13 protein-coding genes are annotated in these 14,443 nt (G+C 73.0%); 7 read left to right on the top strand and 6 right to left on the bottom strand.

All coding sequences use genetic code 11. The features are described 5' to 3' along the window. Positions 1–26 precede the first annotated feature (26 nt). From bioB to ACFRAV_RS19145, 5 genes are all read left to right on the top strand, one after another. Entirely contained in the window at positions 27–1,289 is a 1,263-nt protein-coding gene (gene bioB / locus ACFRAV_RS19165) for a biotin synthase BioB (RefSeq protein WP_382557062.1), read from the top strand. Further along, on the top strand, positions 1,282–2,571 hold the full coding sequence (locus ACFRAV_RS19160) for an adenosylmethionine--8-amino-7-oxononanoate transaminase (RefSeq protein ID WP_382557060.1): 1,290 nt from the start codon (positions 1,282–1,284) through the stop codon (positions 2,569–2,571). Before bioB ends, ACFRAV_RS19160 begins: the two co-directional genes overlap by 8 nt. A 29-nt stretch (positions 2,572–2,600) precedes the next feature. After that, positions 2,601–3,353, top strand: coding sequence for a dethiobiotin synthase (bioD, locus tag ACFRAV_RS19155; protein WP_382557057.1), 753 nt, complete (start codon positions 2,601–2,603; stop codon positions 3,351–3,353). A 533-nt stretch (positions 3,354–3,886) separates the two neighbouring features. Then, on the top strand, positions 3,887–4,516 hold the full coding sequence (locus ACFRAV_RS19150; RefSeq protein ID WP_382557055.1) for a GNAT family N-acetyltransferase: 630 nt from the start codon (positions 3,887–3,889) through the stop codon (positions 4,514–4,516). Positions 4,517–4,770: 254 nt separating this feature from the next. After that, the gene (locus ACFRAV_RS19145) at positions 4,771–5,868 is read left to right on the top strand and encodes a VWA domain-containing protein (RefSeq protein ID WP_382557054.1); all 1,098 of its coding nucleotides are present in this window, start codon (positions 4,771–4,773) and stop codon (positions 5,866–5,868) included. 92 nt (positions 5,869–5,960) lie between these two features. Here ACFRAV_RS19145 and ACFRAV_RS19140 read toward each other — a convergent pair whose 3' ends face one another. The 3 genes from ACFRAV_RS19140 to ACFRAV_RS19130 all read right to left on the bottom strand — a co-directional run bounded on the left by ACFRAV_RS19140 (position 5,961) and on the right by ACFRAV_RS19130 (position 9,367). Continuing rightward, on the bottom strand, positions 5,961–7,187 hold the full coding sequence (locus ACFRAV_RS19140) for a PP2C family protein-serine/threonine phosphatase (RefSeq protein ID WP_382557052.1): 1,227 nt from the start codon (positions 7,185–7,187) through the stop codon (positions 5,961–5,963). A 74-nt stretch (positions 7,188–7,261) separates the two neighbouring features. Beyond that, complete coding sequence (locus ACFRAV_RS19135; RefSeq protein WP_382557049.1) at positions 7,262–7,777, bottom strand: tyrosine protein phosphatase; 516 nt, start codon at positions 7,775–7,777, stop codon at positions 7,262–7,264. 837 nt (positions 7,778–8,614) lie between these two features. Next, positions 8,615–9,367, bottom strand: a complete 753-nt coding sequence (locus tag ACFRAV_RS19130; RefSeq protein WP_382557048.1) for an alpha/beta fold hydrolase — start codon at positions 9,365–9,367, stop codon at positions 8,615–8,617. A 341-nt stretch (positions 9,368–9,708) separates the two neighbouring features. Here ACFRAV_RS19130 and ACFRAV_RS19125 point away from each other — a divergent pair, with 341 nt between their 5' ends. Then, positions 9,709–10,149 carry a hypothetical protein gene (locus ACFRAV_RS19125; protein WP_382557046.1) on the top strand — a complete coding sequence of 147 codons (441 nt, stop codon included), beginning with the start codon at positions 9,709–9,711 and terminating at the stop codon, positions 10,147–10,149. A 67-nt stretch (positions 10,150–10,216) separates the two neighbouring features. Here ACFRAV_RS19125 and ACFRAV_RS19120 read toward each other — a convergent pair whose 3' ends face one another. The 3 genes from ACFRAV_RS19120 to ACFRAV_RS19110 all read right to left on the bottom strand — a co-directional run bounded on the left by ACFRAV_RS19120 (position 10,217) and on the right by ACFRAV_RS19110 (position 13,383). Then, positions 10,217–10,594, bottom strand: coding sequence for a nuclear transport factor 2 family protein (locus ACFRAV_RS19120; RefSeq protein ID WP_382557044.1), 378 nt, complete (start codon positions 10,592–10,594; stop codon positions 10,217–10,219). Between the two features lie 103 nt (positions 10,595–10,697). After that, entirely contained in the window at positions 10,698–12,173 is a 1,476-nt protein-coding gene (locus ACFRAV_RS19115; RefSeq protein WP_382557041.1) for an FG-GAP and VCBS repeat-containing protein, read from the bottom strand. 289 nt (positions 12,174–12,462) lie between these two features. Continuing rightward, entirely contained in the window at positions 12,463–13,383 is a 921-nt protein-coding gene (locus ACFRAV_RS19110; RefSeq protein ID WP_382557121.1) for a phosphorothioated DNA-binding restriction endonuclease, read from the bottom strand. A gap of 211 nt (positions 13,384–13,594) precedes the next feature. On the opposite strand from ACFRAV_RS19110, the gene ACFRAV_RS19105 reads away from it, so the two are divergent. Beyond that, a complete protein-coding gene (locus ACFRAV_RS19105; protein WP_382557038.1) occupies positions 13,595–14,140 on the top strand; it encodes a GIY-YIG nuclease family protein in 546 nt (181 codons plus the stop codon). The last annotated feature ends 303 nt before the right edge of the window (positions 14,141–14,443 follow it).

The following is a 14,443-nucleotide window of genomic DNA, read 5'->3' as shown; positions in this document are numbered from 1 at the left end:
CCGCCGCGTGAGCAAGGATCAAGGCCATGGATCTGCTTGCCGCTCTGGTGGAGAAGGGGCTCCGACGTGAGTCGCCCTCCCGTGAAGAAGCCCTCGCCGTGCTGGCGACCTCCGACGACGATCTGCTCGATGTGGTGGCCGCGGCGGGCCGGGTGCGCCGCCACTGGTTCGGCCGCCGGGTGAAGCTCAACTACCTCGTCAACCTCAAGTCGGGCCTGTGCCCCGAGGACTGCTCGTACTGCTCGCAGCGGCTCGGCTCGAAGGCCGAGATCCTCAAGTACACGTGGCTGAAGCCGGAGGAGGCGGCCGAGGCGGCCGCGGCCGGCGTGGCCGGAGGTGCGAAGCGGGTCTGTCTGGTGGCCAGCGGCCGCGGTCCCACGGACCGGGACCTCGACCGGGTGTCGCGCACCATCGAGGCCGTCAAGGAGCAGAACGAGGGCGTGGAGGTGTGCGCCTGTCTGGGTCTGCTGTCCGACGGGCAGGCCGAGCGGCTGCGGGACGCGGGCGCCGACGCCTACAACCACAACCTGAACACCTCGGAGAGCACCTACGGCGAGATCACCACGACGCACACCTACGCCGACCGCGTCGACACCGTCGGGAAGGCGCACGCCGCGGGGTTGTCCGCCTGCTCCGGCCTGATCGCCGGCATGGGCGAGAGCGACGAGGACCTGGTGGACGTGGTGTTCGCCCTGCGCGCCCTGGACCCCGACTCGGTGCCGGTCAACTTCCTGATCCCCTTCGAGGGCACGCCGCTTGCCGAGGAGTGGAACCTCACGCCGCAGCGCGCGCTGCGGATCCTGGCGATGGTGCGGTTCGTCTGCCCGGACGTCGAGGTGCGTCTGGCGGGCGGCCGTGAGGTCCACCTGCGCACGCTGCAGCCGCTGGCGCTGCACCTGGCCAACTCGATCTTCCTGGGCGACTACCTGACCAGCGAGGGCCAGGCCGGCCGGGCCGACCTGGAGATGATCGCCGACGCCGGGTTCGAGGTGGAGGGGGCGGGGACGCCCACGCTGCCGCGGCACCGGGTGGCCGGGGGCGGCTGCGGGTCGGTGTGCGGCGGGGACGCGGCGGCCGACGGGGCCGGTGAGGGCGCGCGGGCCGACTGCGGCGAGGCCGCGTCGGCCGGCTGTGGCGGGTCGTGCGGTCACGCGGAGCCGGGGGCCGAGGCCGCGGTGGCCTCCGAGGGCGGTCGTGGGGCGGGTGGTGCGGCGGGTGACGCGGCGCGCCCCGACCTGGTCGCCGTGCGCCGTCGCGGTGCCGGAACGGACCTCGCGCCCAATGCCTGAGGTCGGCCCGGACGCCCTGCTCGCCCTGGACCGGGCGCACGTCTGGCACCCGTACGGCCCGATGCCGGGCCGCACCGACCCGCTGCTCGTCGAGTCCGCCTCCGGGGTGCGCCTGCGCCTCGCCCAGGAGGTGCACGGACAGCGGGAGTTGGTCGACGGGATGGCGTCCTGGTGGTCGGCGGTGCACGGCTACAACCACCCCGTCCTCAACGAGGCGGCGACCGCGCAACTGGGCCGGATGAGCCATGTGATGTTCGGCGGCCTCACCCACGAACCCGCGGTGCGGCTGGCGGCGCGCCTGGTGGAGATCACGCCGGAACCGCTGCGGCACGTCTTCCTCGCCGACTCCGGCTCGGTCGCGGTCGAGGTGGCGTTCAAGATGTGCCTTCAGTACTGGCGTTCGCTGGGCCGGCCCGGCAAGCGGCGTCTGCTGACCTGGCGCGGCGGCTACCACGGCGACACCTGGCAGCCGATGTCGGTGTGCGACCCGGAGGGCGGGATGCACGAGCTGTGGCAGGGCGTGCTCCCCCGCCAGATCTTCGCGGACGCGCCACCCGCGGAATTCGACGAGGCGTACGCGCGCGGTCTGGCCGACCTGATCGCCGCGCACGCCGACGAGACCGCCGCGGTGGTCGTGGAGCCCGTCGTGCAGGGCGCGGGCGGCATGGCCTTCCACTCCCCCGCCTACCTGCGGGTGCTGCGCGAGGCGTGCGACGCGCACGACGTGCTCCTCGTGTTCGACGAGATCGCGACCGGCTTCGGGCGGACCTGCGAGCTCTTCGCGGCCGACCACGCCCAGGTCGCCCCGGACGTGATGTGCCTGGGCAAGGCCCTGACCGGCGGATACCTCACGATGGCGGCCACCCTGTGCACCTCGCGGGTCGCGGAGGGCATCTCACGCGGCGAGGTGCCTGTCCTGGCCCACGGCCCGACGTTCATGGGCAACCCGCTGGCGGCCGCGGTCGCCGGCGCCTCCGTCGACCTGCTGCTCGGCCAGGACTGGCGGCAGGAGGTCAAGCGGCTGGAGGCGGGCCTGCGCGAGGGTCTGGCGGAGGCCCGGGAGCTTCCGGGCGTGGCCGACGTCCGTGTGCTGGGCGCCATCGGCGTCGTCCAGCTGGACCACCCGGTCGACATGGCCGCGGCCACGGCGGCGGCGGTCCGCGAGGGGGTCTGGCTGCGCCCCTTCCGTGACCTGGTGTACGTGATGCCGCCGTACGTCACCGAGGACGAGGACCTGGCCCGGATCTGCCGCGCGGTGTGCGCCGCGGCCTCGGCCGGCTGAACGAAGTGGGCAGGAGCGCGAGGAGCGACATGTCAGTGATCGTCGTATCGGGTACGGGCACCGAGATCGGCAAGACCATGGTCACCGCGGCGGTGGCCGCGCTGGCGGTGGCGGCCGGCCGTTCGGTGGCCGTGCTGAAGCCGGCCCAGACGGGGCTCGCGGCGGGCGAGCACGGGGACGCGGCCGAGGCGGCACGTCTGGCCGGGGAGGCGGGGGCCGTCACCGCGGTCGAACTGGCCCGCTATCCCGACCCGTTGGCGCCGGCGACCGCCGCCCAGCGGGCGGGGCTGCCGCCCGTGCGGGCGCACCAGGTGGCGGAGGCGGCCGAGGACCTGGCCCAGGAGCACGACCTCGTGCTCGTCGAGGGCGCGGGCGGTCTGCTGGTCCGTCTCGACGACCGCGACGCCACGCTGGCGGACGCCGCGAAGCTGCTCCGGGCGCCGGTGCTGGTGGTGGCTCCGGCGGCCCTGGGCACGCTCAACAGCACGGCGCTGACCGCGGAGGCGCTGCACGCCCGCGGGCTCGAGCAGCTGGGCGTGGTGATCGGCAGCTGGCCCCGGCGCCCGGACCTCGCCGCCCGCTGCAACCTGGCGGACCTGCCCCGAGTGGCGGGCGCCCCGCTGCTGGGCGCGGTCCCGGAGGGCGTGGGCGCCCTCTCCCCCTGGGCCTTCCGCCGGGCCGCACCGGACTGGCTCTCCCCCCGCCTGGGAGGCAGCTGGGACCCTTCCGCCTTCGTCGCCACCCACGGGTCGCTCCCGGGAGGGAGGCCGGAGGAGGAGTGAAGGGCGGTCCGCCCCTGGCGGGGGGCCTGCCCTGCCGGGCGGGCTCGGGCCCGGGTCCGTTCCCGGGCGGCGCGGTTCCCGCCCCTGCCTGGTGGGTGCGCCCCTACCGGGGGGCGCACCTTGGCCCGGGCGTCTCCCGCCCGGCCCGGCAGGCTCGCGCCTGCGTGGTCGGTCCTCCGGCGGGGGCGGGCTGCGGTCCGCCCCTGGCCGGGAGCAGGTTCCGACGCGGCCGGGCCGGCCCGCGACCGGCGCATGTGCGTGCGCGTGCCGCGCCGGGCGGAACGGTCCTGCCCTGGCCTGCCGGGGTGACCCTCGCGGCGGACGGACCCACGGTGGCTGCGCGGCGGAAGACCCGCTGGGCGCCTCGGTCGCGGTCCCAGCCGGCCAGGTCTCGCGAGCGATGGCGCCGCACCACCACCCCGGTGACCTCTTCGGCGCCCCTCGGCCCGGCGGAAGCCGTTCCGCTTTCCCGCTCACCGTCCCGTGGGTGAAAGCCCGTTCCCCGGCCGGGGGCCCGGTGTCATGATCGGGCCATGACTGCCGCGCCCTTCGTCCGCCCCTACCGTCCCTCCGACCGCCCGGCCGTCGGCCAGGTCTGCGTCCTCACCGCCTACGACGGCGGCGACGCCACCCCGCACTACGCCGACCCGGAGATCCTCCCCCTCCTCTTCGCGTACCCCTACGTCGACCGGGAGCCCGAGCTCGCCTTCGTCGTGGACGACGGCAACGGCGAGGCGGTCGGCTACATCCTCGGTACCGCCGACACCCCCGCCTTCGCCACCTGGTTCCGCGAGCACTGGCTTCCGGCGGCCGCCGAGACCTACCCGGCACCCCGGCCGCGGGGCGGGGAGCCCGACATGGACGAGGTGATGGCCGGCCTCCTCCACAACCCGGAGCGCATGGTCCGCCCCGAACTGCCGCCGTATCCGGCTCACCTGCACATCGACATCCTCCCGGCGTGCCAGGGCCACGGCCTCGGGCGCGCGCTGATGGAGACCTTCCTCGACGCCCTCCACGCGTCGGGGGTCGAGGCCGTCCACCTGTGCATGTCGAAGTCCAACACCCGCGCCCGCGCGTTCTACGACCGTATGGGCTTCAAGGAGCTCACCGTCGAGGACGACGGCCCGGTCTGGTACCTCGGCCGCCCGACGGCCCGCGCCTGACCTGCGCGCCTCTCCCTCAGGGCCCACGGTTCGGGCCCGACGTGCGGCCCCACCGCCGTGCTCACGCGTTGTCAGTGGTCCTCCCTAGAGTTGGAGACATCAGCCGGACGGAACACACCGTCCAGGCGCCGGGGTTCGCGGTCCCGGCGCTTCGCTGAGGGCGGCTGGCCACGCCCTTCGTCCGAGAAGCCGTATCCCCGCACGTCCGTCCACAGTCACGGTCGCGGGGAGACGAACCGAAGGGAATCGACGCGATGAGCACGACGGTGAAGGCCCGCCTCAAGAAGCACCTGGTCAACCATGTCGCCCTGGTCATCGACAAGTCCGGCTCGATGCAGGGGCATTCCGAGCAACTCATCCGCGTCGTCGACGAGTTCGTGAAGGGCCTCGCGGAGGAGTCCGACCGCCTCGGCCACGAGACCCGCATCAGTCTCTACGCCTTCGACCACCTGGTGGAGAACCTGGTCTGGGACATGGACGTCAAGCATCTGCCGTCCATGCGCGGCCTGTACACCGTGGAGAACGGCGCGACGGCGCTGATCCAGGCGTCGGTGAAGGCGCTCGACGACCTCGAGCACATCTGGGAGGAGTACGGCGAGCACAGCTTCCTCCAGGTCGTCGTCACCGACGGCGAGGAGAACGCCTCCGGCGCCGACGAGACCGGCTCGCGCCACGACCACCTGCCCAACGGCCGCGCGCTGCTCGACGAGTGGCGGACCAGGATCGCCGAGAAGCTCAACGGCCTCCCCGACCACTGGACCTCGGCCATCATGGTGCCGAACTCCCTGGCCAAGCGCACCGCCCAGCAGTACGGCTTCCCGACCGGCAACATCTCCATCTGGGACGCGGACTCGGCGCAGGGCGTCGAGGAGGCGATCGGGGCGGTGAAGTCGGCGGCCACCCGCTTCCTGCGCGACCGTGAGCAGGGCGTCCGCGGCACCAGGAACCTGTTCGCGATGGGCCAGGACCTCAGCAGCTCGGCCGTCAAGGGCAGCCTCCAGGCGCTGGACGCCGGCAAGTACGTGCTCATACCCGTGGACGAGCAGTCGGCGATCCGCGACTTCGTCACCAGCGCGGGCCACCCGTACACGACGGGCTGCGCCTTCTACGAGCTCTCCAAGCGCGAGAAGATCCAGCCCCGGAAGAAGATCGCGGTCGCGGAGAAGGACCCGAAGACCGGCCGGACGACGGGCAAGGTCTTCACCGGCCCCGCCGCCCGTCAGCTCCTCGGCCTCCCGGAGAGCGAGGTCACCGTCACGCCGGGAAGCAACGAGGCGTACACCGTCTTCGTCCAGTCCACCTCGGTCAACCGCAAGCTGATCCCGGGCACCAAGCTGCTGGTCCTGCTCTGAGACGCGGGTACGCCGCGCCCCGCACCCCGCCGCGGGTCGGCGGCGGCCCGCGCGGCCGGCCCGTCCAGGGGTCCGGCCGCCGCCCCTCCCGCTCAGGGCAGCAGGCAGTCCTGGTCCGGGTCCAGCCACTCGGCGAGCAGGACGGTCGCGTCGTCGACCAGCTGCCCCGCGTGCTGGTCGACGACGGCGTGCATGAGCTGCCGCAGCGTCTCGTGGACGGTCAGGTGGTCGGCGTTGTGCCGCACGATGTAGTCGACGAAGCGCTCGAGGCCGAACTCCTCGCCCTCGTCGTCCCGCGCCTCGACGATGCCGTCCGTGTACAGCACGACCCGGTCACCCGGCTCCAGCTGCTCCTGCCGGACGGTCACCGGCAGCCCGAGCGCGACCCCCATCGGCCCGGCCGGCGGACAGTACAGCTGCTGGGACCATCGTCCGGCGCGCAGCAGGACCGGCAGATGGTGGCCCCGGTTGATCCAGGTCAGCCGCCCGGTGCGCAGGTCGAGGTCCGCGAGGATGCCGGTGACGTAGCGGCTGTGCCCGAACTGCTCGATCAGGGCGTTCTCGATCGCCTGCGAGGTCTCGACGAGCCCGGCGCCCTGGCGGCGGGCGTTGCGGCAGGTGCCGATCGCCATGTTCGCGGTCAGTCCGGCGGTGGCGTCGTGTCCCATCGCGTCGAACACGGCCAGATGGAGCGTGCTGTCGGCCACCGCGTAGTCGAAGGCGTCGCCGCCGACGGCGTAGGCGGGCTCCGACACCGCGGCGACCGTGGTGCCGGCACCCGCGAACGCCGAGGGCGGGGTGAGGTGCCACTGCATCTCGGCGGAGACACTCATCGGCGCGGTCCGGATCAGGCGGGCGTAGGAGTCGCTGAACGCCCTCTTGCTGAGCAGCAGCAGCGCGACCACCGAGGCCAGCGCGTACAGGGCGTCCCGCACACCTTCACCCTCGACGTCCAGGGCGGTGTCCGCGCGGAGGACCCCCAGCCGTTCCACGCCGTCGGTGACCGGCATCCACCACCGGCGCAGCCCACCGTCGCCCGACGGGTCCAGCTCGGCGATCATGTCCACCCGACGGTAGGCGAGCCCGGGCAGCGTTCCCGCGATGGAGTACTCCGTGCCGCCCGCGCCCGCGTCGGGGCCCCGGCCGGTGACCTCGCGCAGCACCTTCTCCTGGAGGTCGGACACATGGATGACGACGTCGTGCAGCCCCGCGGCCTCGGCGTGCTCACGCACCATGCCCGGCAGGTCCTCGAGCCTGGCGATATGGCTCGCCACCACGAGGGCGGTGAGGGCCTTGTCCAGTCTTGCCGCGTCGGTCACAGCGGGCTTTCCCTTCCGGCGTCTCCTCCCCGGCGACGTCGCTGGGAGATCCTCGGGCCACCGAGTACCCGCAATCACGGTGAGAATCGTCCGGCACCGTCCGCGTCGCCGCTCAGCCTCGCGGCCCACCTGCGCTGCTCGGAGGTGTCCGGGACGGCGAGGCCACGCGCCTCCTCGATGCGGGTCCAGGCGATCTCCGGGTCCACCCCGTTCAGCACGAGCAGCGCGGCGGCGAGCAGCGACGCCCGGCCGATGCCGAACCGGCAGTGGGTCGCGACGTGCGCGCCCGCGCGCAGCCGCCCGGCGAGGTCGCCCAGCACCGGCAGGACGGCGTCGGCGTCCGGCGCCGTGCGGTCGGGTATGGGCATGGCGACGAACCGCAGCCCGGCGGCCGCGGCGGCCTCCGCCTCCCCGCCGAGGCCCAGCTCCACGAGCTCGGGAGACGTCAGCGCGCACACCAGCACGTCCACGCCCGCCCGGCGCAGGGCGTGCATCTCGTCCTCGAGCCAGTCGGCGCCGCGAGGCTTCGCCATGGTGCTCAGCCGGCCAGGGAAGTCGGGCAGGTCGACGGTGTACAGGGTGGGACGCATCGCGAAGACACCTCTCGTTGATCGGACCGGGATGACCGGGATGACGGGGATGACGGGGTGGCAGCCGACGACATCGGCGGCGAGGCCTTGGGCCTGGCCCGGGAGTGCGTGGATCAGGCGTGACGTGGCCGCCTCACGACTGAGGGAGGATCGCGCGCTTCGGCTGCCTCACCGCAGCGGTGAATGCTCTGGAGCGCCCGGAGCCGGGGATGATCGCCCGGTGACGACGGCTGCGCAGTGCTCACGAATCACGGGTCACGCACAGGCGTGCCCGCGCGCATCACGTCCGGCCGCGTGCGAGCGGGGCCTGGCCCGGCTGCGGGATTCACAGGGGTGGCGGGACGGGTGTGCCGAGACCTTCGCGCCAGGACCTTGGTCGAACCGGCGCGTGGTCGGCCTGCCCGCGGTACAGAAGGAAACCGGCGGACGTCAGCGGCCGAGGGCCGCAGGGTGGATCTTCCCAGGCGGAACCGGCCGTGTCCACCCGATCGGGCTTCCGCGCCGCCGCGACCTGGCCCTCAACGTGGCGAATGCGCGGGCCCCGGCACCCGCTGCCCGCCCGGTCTCTTCGGCGGTGCGGGATCGGTGGGGGTGCGGGATCGGTGGAGGTGCGGGATCGGTGGAGGTGCGGGGCGGCTGGACGGCCGCGCACGGCGCGGCCGTCACGACGATGCCCCCAGCGGGGCCCCAGCGGGGCCGGGTCCGCCGGGGGGGCGCGGTCGGGGCCGCGCCGGGTTCAGCGACGGCGGCGCCCGATGGGGCCGGCCTCCGCGGCCGCCGGAGGCGTCATACGGGGCCCGGCGGCAGCGCCCCGTACGGCGCTGCCGCCCGGACGGGTCACCGCTGCGCCAGGAACTCCTCCACGGAGGTGGCGAGGGCGATGGGCGTCTCGTCGATCGCGTAGTGCCCGGCGTTGGACAGCACCTCCACCTCGCAGCGCGGGTACCACAGGCGGAACGTGGCCTCCATGACGTCGGCGCCCAGGGCGGGATCGTGCTCACCGACGATCACCTTCACCTCGACCGTGCTGCCCTTGATCTCAGTGTGGAAGTCGGTCTTCGCCCAGGCCTGGAGATAGCCGGCCACGGCGTCGGGGGTGGAGTGGCGCCACGACTGGGAGACGACGGCGTCCAGCCATACCCCGCTGAGGCGGTTACCGGTGGTCAGGTCGATGATGGCGCGCCGGTTGGCACGCTCCTCGGCCGCTCCGGAGAACAGCGCCCAGCCCTGGTCGTCGAACGGCACCCCACTGGCCGGTACCGGTGAGATGCCGACCATGGCGCGTACCCGGTGCGGCGCGTCGGCCAGCACCCGCTGCATGACCGCGCCTCCCATCGAGTGACCCACCAGCGAGAACCGCTCCAGCCCGAGGCGGTCGGCCAGCCCGAGGACGTCCGCCGCGGCCTCCTTGAGCGAGTAATCGCCGGACTCCTCGAGGCGCGATCCGTAGCCCCGGTAGTCGGGGAACACGTACCGGAACCGGGCGCCGTCCAGGTGCGGACGCAGCGGCCTCCAGGCCGCCGCCGAGCCGAACCAGCCGTGCAACGCGATCACCGCGTGGGGCCCGTCGCCGTACTCCTCGTACGCCACGCCGCTCGTCCTTCCGCCAGGACGCCGCGAGGGACGCCGGCGTCAACAGGGGCACACGCCGGACCCGCCCACGGCCGTGTCGCGGGACGAGGCCAGGCTAGATCCGTCGGTACCTATAGGGTCCCTATTGTCCCGACCTGACCCCCTGTTGGAAAGACTGCCGCCCGGGGACCGGTGACGACTCCTGGAATGTCGATGCGTCGACATATCGTCGCCGGACGCCCGCGCCTCGCGGAACCCTCACGCCGACGTCACCGGAGAGCGGGACCGGCACGAAGCCATCAGACCGGGTCGCCGCCTGACGCGAGAGGCTGCCGGCCACCGCTCGACAGGGTCGGATCGTGGACACCGACGCGAGCGACCCTGCGGGACGAGCACCTGCCCTGAACTGGCAGGAAGCGTCCACGCTGCGACGGGTCGCGCGACCCGAGGAGGTCGAGGCCGCGTTCAGCCGGGGTGAGGCGCTCGTCGGGGTGGCTGTGATCGCCCTGGCCTTGAACCACCCCGACGCGGGGGTGATCTTGCCCCAGGTCGCTCGGGCAATGGCGGCTGACGATCCGGAGGTCCGCCGCCAGGGCGTTGTCGCCCTGGCGCATGTCGCACGGCTGCACCGAACGGTGGACCAGCACTGTGTCGATCTGCTGCGCGGCTTCCCTCGCGGCAACGAAGCTGACGATGACCTGTGGTCCTTCGTGGATCACCGGTTGCTGCCGTGGTGGCTGTGGCGATACCAGTCTGGCCAGCGATGGCGATGGTTGGTCCGCGACAGATGGCGGGGCTGAAGGTGCCGTTCGACGGGACGGCACCTGAGAACCCCGCCGTGGACCACGCAGTGGCCCCGAGCGGGGTCTACCGCGCCCCGGCCGGGTTGGCGTCCTCGCTGAGGTAGGTGCCGTACCCCTCACGGACCAGCGGACCGTCGAAGATCAGGACCTCGTTCACCAGGCCGCCCCTCTGGTTGCGGTAGTTGACGACCAGGCAGTCCACTCCGACGTAGCTGCCGACCACCTCGAACCGCAGGTCGGGGATGCGACGGAGGCCCTCGGTCCAGTAGGCCCGCAGCGCCTCCTTGCCGCGCATCACCCCGTCGCCGCCAAGCAGTTGGGCGGCCACGGGCGACCGGAACGTCACGTCCTCGGTGAAGTGCGCCAGCAGCGCGTCCAGGTCGTGCGCGTTCCAGGCCGTCACCCAGGAGTCGGTCCACAAGCGTGCCGCAGCATGATCCATGCGGGCATTGTGTCACCGCCGCGGAGCCGCGCCTCGTCGGGCGATCGAGGCACGGCTCACGTCAACTGGCCAAGTAACAGGAGACGTTGGCCGCCCACGCGGGCTAGGGAATGATCACGCCCGGGCCGTTGTCGCCGCTCAGGTTCCAACCGAACCACGCCTTCGCCGCCGGCGCCCCGATGTCGACCGGGTTCACGGCGACCGACTTGGAGGCCGTCACGCCGGAGGTGGCGCCGCGCAGCTGCCAGACCGCGCCGCCGTTCACCACGGTGCCCAGGTTCTCACCGGGCGCGCCGGCGACCAGGTCGGCCTTGCCGTCGCCCGTCACGTCGAGCAGCCGCACCGAGCCGCCGAACACGTCGCCGGACTCCGCGACGCCCGGGACGTTCGTCGTGTCCTGGTGGAAGGCCTGGGCGCCCGTGCCGGTGAGCCCGCCCTTGCCCCCCTTGAGCACCACGACGGCGCCGGCCCTCTTCTTGGAGCCGATCGCCTCTCCGGGCACGCCGACCGCCAGGTCGGGGTAGCCGTCCGCGTTGACGTCGCCCGCGCTCAGCCGCCCGCCGAACTCGTCGCCCTTCTCGCTGACGCCCGGCACGCCTGACGTGTTCTGCGTGATCGTCCTGGTACGCGTCGAGCTGGGTCCGGACGCGGAGCCGTAGAAGATCTTGACGGTGCCGGGGTCGTCCTCGAGGTTCTCCGTGATGCCGTTGGGGAAGACCCGGGTGGCGAGGTCCGCGTAGCCGTCGCGGTCGAAGTCGGCGACGGCGGTGCTCGACGCGGAGGACAGCCGCGAGGGGACCGTGGACAGGCCGTCGGCGCTGCCGAGCCACAGCTTGCCGCCCTCGGCGTGGTTCTCGTAGACGTAGAAGGTGGCGAGGTCCTCGATGCCGTCGCCGTTGAAGTCGCCCACGGCGGTGGAGTTGATGTTGTTGTCGGTGCTGTACACCAGCAACTGCTGTTCGCGGGCGGGGACGCCGTCGCGGCCGATGGGACCGTAGAGCACGTCGTGGTAGTCGTACTCGTCGCCGTGGCGCATGAACAGGTCGGCGTGACCGTCGTGGTCGAAGTCGCCGACCGCGAGGTCTTCGCCGACCTCGGAGTTCGCCGGTGCGGCGATCCGGACGGCGCCCTGGCCGGAGACGCCGGTCGTCCGGCCCCACAGCACGACGACGGCACCGCTGACGTTGGTGTCCTCCTGGTAGTCGCGGGTGGCGACGGCCAGGTCGGTGAGGCCGTCGCCGTCCAGGTCACGGGCCTCCAGCGCGTAGCCGAAGACCTTGTTCTCCCCGGACGCGCCGGGGACGCCGGCGGTGTCCTGGCTGATGGTCGTCGTACGCGCGGGATCGATGCCGTGCGCGGAGCCGTAGCTGATCGTGACGTAGCCGGCCAGCGGGTGGCCGCCGACCTTCGCGCCGGCAGCGGAGACGGCGACGTCCTGGTAGCCGTCCCCGTCGAAGTCCTCGCGCACGGTGGGGGCGGCTGCCTCCGCGGAGGCGGTGCCCGCGAGGACCGGGACGCCGAGCGATCCGATCAGTGCGGCGGCCACCGCGGTCGATATGGCGGGTCGGCGGAGCGCCATGGTGTTCCTCCTGGGGAAGCGGACGAGGGCGGGGCGCGGTGCGCGCGGGTGTGCCTCACCAGGAAGACACGCGGAAACGGCCGATGGTTGTGCGCCGAACGGCACGTGAACCGGAAAGGGAGGCGGCCCTCTCACGGAAGGGCGGGCGGCGGGATCTCAGCACTGTCAGAGGAACGCGCTCCCCCGGCACGGCCCGCACACGAGGCGTACGCCGCCCCGCAGCCGCCGAAGTTCACGTTCGTGGCGTGGTCCGGGCCCTCCTCGAGCTGCGCCGCAGGGACGCGGGAGCTCACGCCGCGGCGGCACCGGCGCCCTTGAAGACCTGCCGCGCGTGCCAGTCGACGTGTTCCGGGCTCGGGCGCGGCCTGCCGGGGCGGGGGAGGGCCACCGGTTGCCCGTGGAGCATGTCCGTCGCCCTCCCCGCCGCGCTCCGGGCCACGTACAGGGGTGATACCTGGATGCGCAGGTCGGGCAGGATCCCCAGGACGCCGACGTCGAAGAGGGTGTGGTGGAGCGAGCAGAGGGCGAGCCCGTTGCCGACCTCGTCCGGTCCGTCCTGGCTGTGCCAGCGCACGTGGGCGGCCTCCAGCCCGACGGGGTTCCGGCCGAGCGCGCCGTCGAACCCGCAGAACGCGCAGGCGTACGCGTACGCCTGCAGCACCTCCTCCGTGAAGCCGGTCCGCCGTCGCCTGCCGCGTGTGGCGGGTCGCTCGCCGGGATCGGCGAGGCCTGCGAGGTCGAGGCCGATCGCGTCGCAGATCACCGTCTCGAGGGCGGTGGTGAAGTGCTGCTCCATCAGCAGCCGCACGGCCTGGCCGAGCATCCCGGGTTCGGCCAGCAGCAGTTCGACCTCGGGCCGCAGCCGACCGTGGGCCCCTCGGTCCCGAAGCCACCCGCGCCGCTCGGGGGCGCCGGGCCCGATCTCCTCACCGTCCTTGTCCCGCAGGTCCCACAGCTCCCGCTCGAGGTGGACGAAGGGCATCGCGGCCCGCTGCCGGGCGGCCGCAGGGCTCCTCACCGCCGGGCCGAAGTCGTTGATCAGCCTGCTGACCGGCTCCTCCGCCATGTCGTACGACACCTCGGTGCTTCCCGTCTCCGCGAACCGGCCGAGCAGCCAGAGCACGAGCAACGGCTTGTGCGGCGCCCGGCGGCCGGCGATCCGAGCGCGCCGCAGCAGGGAGAGACGGCGCGTCAGCTCCTCGCGCGTCATGCGTCCCGGTCCGGCCGCGCCCACGAGCTCCCCCACCACGCCCCCTGCCGGCGATCACACGACACCTGGCCCGCCACCGTACCCGTCACGGCTCTCCGTCGGTTTGCCGGACTGCGCCTCACCCCCTCACAGATGTACGGCACACCGATGTACGGTGTCGCTCTTGTCGCGCCGTGCCGTGGGGCGACCTGTTCCTGTGGGGGGAACCGACATGGAAGCCGACGTGCTCACGCGTCCGGACAGGTTGTGGTCGGTGGACGAGGTGATGTCGAGTCCCGGCCCGGTGCCGGCGGCGGCCGGGGTGTACGGCTGGCACTTCGACGAGGCGCCCCATCCGGATCTGGAGGGGCGGGGGCTGCTCTACGTCGGCATGGCGCCGCGCTCCATGACGAGCCGCGTCAGCAGGCAGAACCTGCGGACCCGCGTGCGGTACCACTGCCGCGGCAACGCGGAGGGCTCCACCCTCCGGCTCTCGCTCGGCTGCCTGCTCGGCCTGGAACTGCGCCGAGTGGGCAGCGGCACACGCATGACCTTCGGGCGGGCCGGAGAGGCGGAGCTCAGCGGGTGGATGAGGGCACACGCCCGGGTCTGCTGGGTGGAGCACGAGACACCCACGGTGCTCGAGTCCCGGCTCATCGCCCAGTTGGACCTGCCGCTCAACCTCGACCAGAACCGCCGGAACGAGTTCCACGCCGTACTGAAGGACCTCAGGGCCGCGGCCAGGCTCAGGGCCCGGGAACTGCCCGTCGGAGAGTAGCCGGCCGACCGGGAGCGCGCCCGAAACATTCGGAGAGTTTCGGCCTTGTCCTGGATGTGGCCGAATGAACCCATCGCACGACAGGGCGAAAGGGGCCCGGGAGGCCGGTTTCCGCCGATCCGTCCGGCTGGGGCGGCCGACGATACCGGGGGTAGGAGGGCGAGAACGGCCAACCTGAGACGGGTGGCACCGGAGCGTTGTCACACCCCGGCTCCGTTCCTAGCCTGAAAGCGCTTCCTCCCCGGCCGGGCGCCCCCAGCAGTCCGTGCGCTTCGCCGGCCAGGAGGTGTCTCTCCGGCGCCG

It is taken from the genome of Streptomyces sp. NPDC056600, assembly GCF_042792855.1.
Taxonomy (GTDB): domain Bacteria; phylum Actinomycetota; class Actinomycetes; order Streptomycetales; family Streptomycetaceae; genus Streptomyces.
This window is presented reverse-complemented; position numbering and strand designations above follow the sequence as displayed.

Bases quoted from the DNA above. Each gene is read 5' to 3' on its own strand.
- ACFRAV_RS19145 (WP_382557054.1), top strand. From the start codon at position 4,771: ATGAGCACGACGGTGAAGGCCCGCCTCAAGAAGCACCTGGTCAACCAT.
- ACFRAV_RS19135 (WP_382557049.1), bottom strand. From the start codon at position 7,777: ATGCGTCCCACCCTGTACACCGTCGACCTGCCCGACTTCCCTGGCCGG.
- ACFRAV_RS19115 (WP_382557041.1), bottom strand. From the start codon at position 12,173: ATGGCGCTCCGCCGACCCGCCATATCGACCGCGGTGGCCGCCGCACTG.
- bioD (WP_382557057.1), top strand. From the start codon at position 2,601: ATGTCAGTGATCGTCGTATCGGGTACGGGCACCGAGATCGGCAAGACC.
- ACFRAV_RS19120 (WP_382557044.1), bottom strand. From the start codon at position 10,594: ATGGATCATGCTGCGGCACGCTTGTGGACCGACTCCTGGGTGACGGCC.
- bioB (WP_382557062.1), top strand. From the start codon at position 27: ATGGATCTGCTTGCCGCTCTGGTGGAGAAGGGGCTCCGACGTGAGTCG.
- ACFRAV_RS19105 (WP_382557038.1), top strand. From the start codon at position 13,595: ATGGAAGCCGACGTGCTCACGCGTCCGGACAGGTTGTGGTCGGTGGAC.
- ACFRAV_RS19110 (WP_382557121.1), bottom strand. From the start codon at position 13,383: ATGACGCGCGAGGAGCTGACGCGCCGTCTCTCCCTGCTGCGGCGCGCT.
- ACFRAV_RS19150 (WP_382557055.1), top strand. From the start codon at position 3,887: ATGACTGCCGCGCCCTTCGTCCGCCCCTACCGTCCCTCCGACCGCCCG.
- ACFRAV_RS19160 (WP_382557060.1), top strand. From the start codon at position 1,282: ATGCCTGAGGTCGGCCCGGACGCCCTGCTCGCCCTGGACCGGGCGCAC.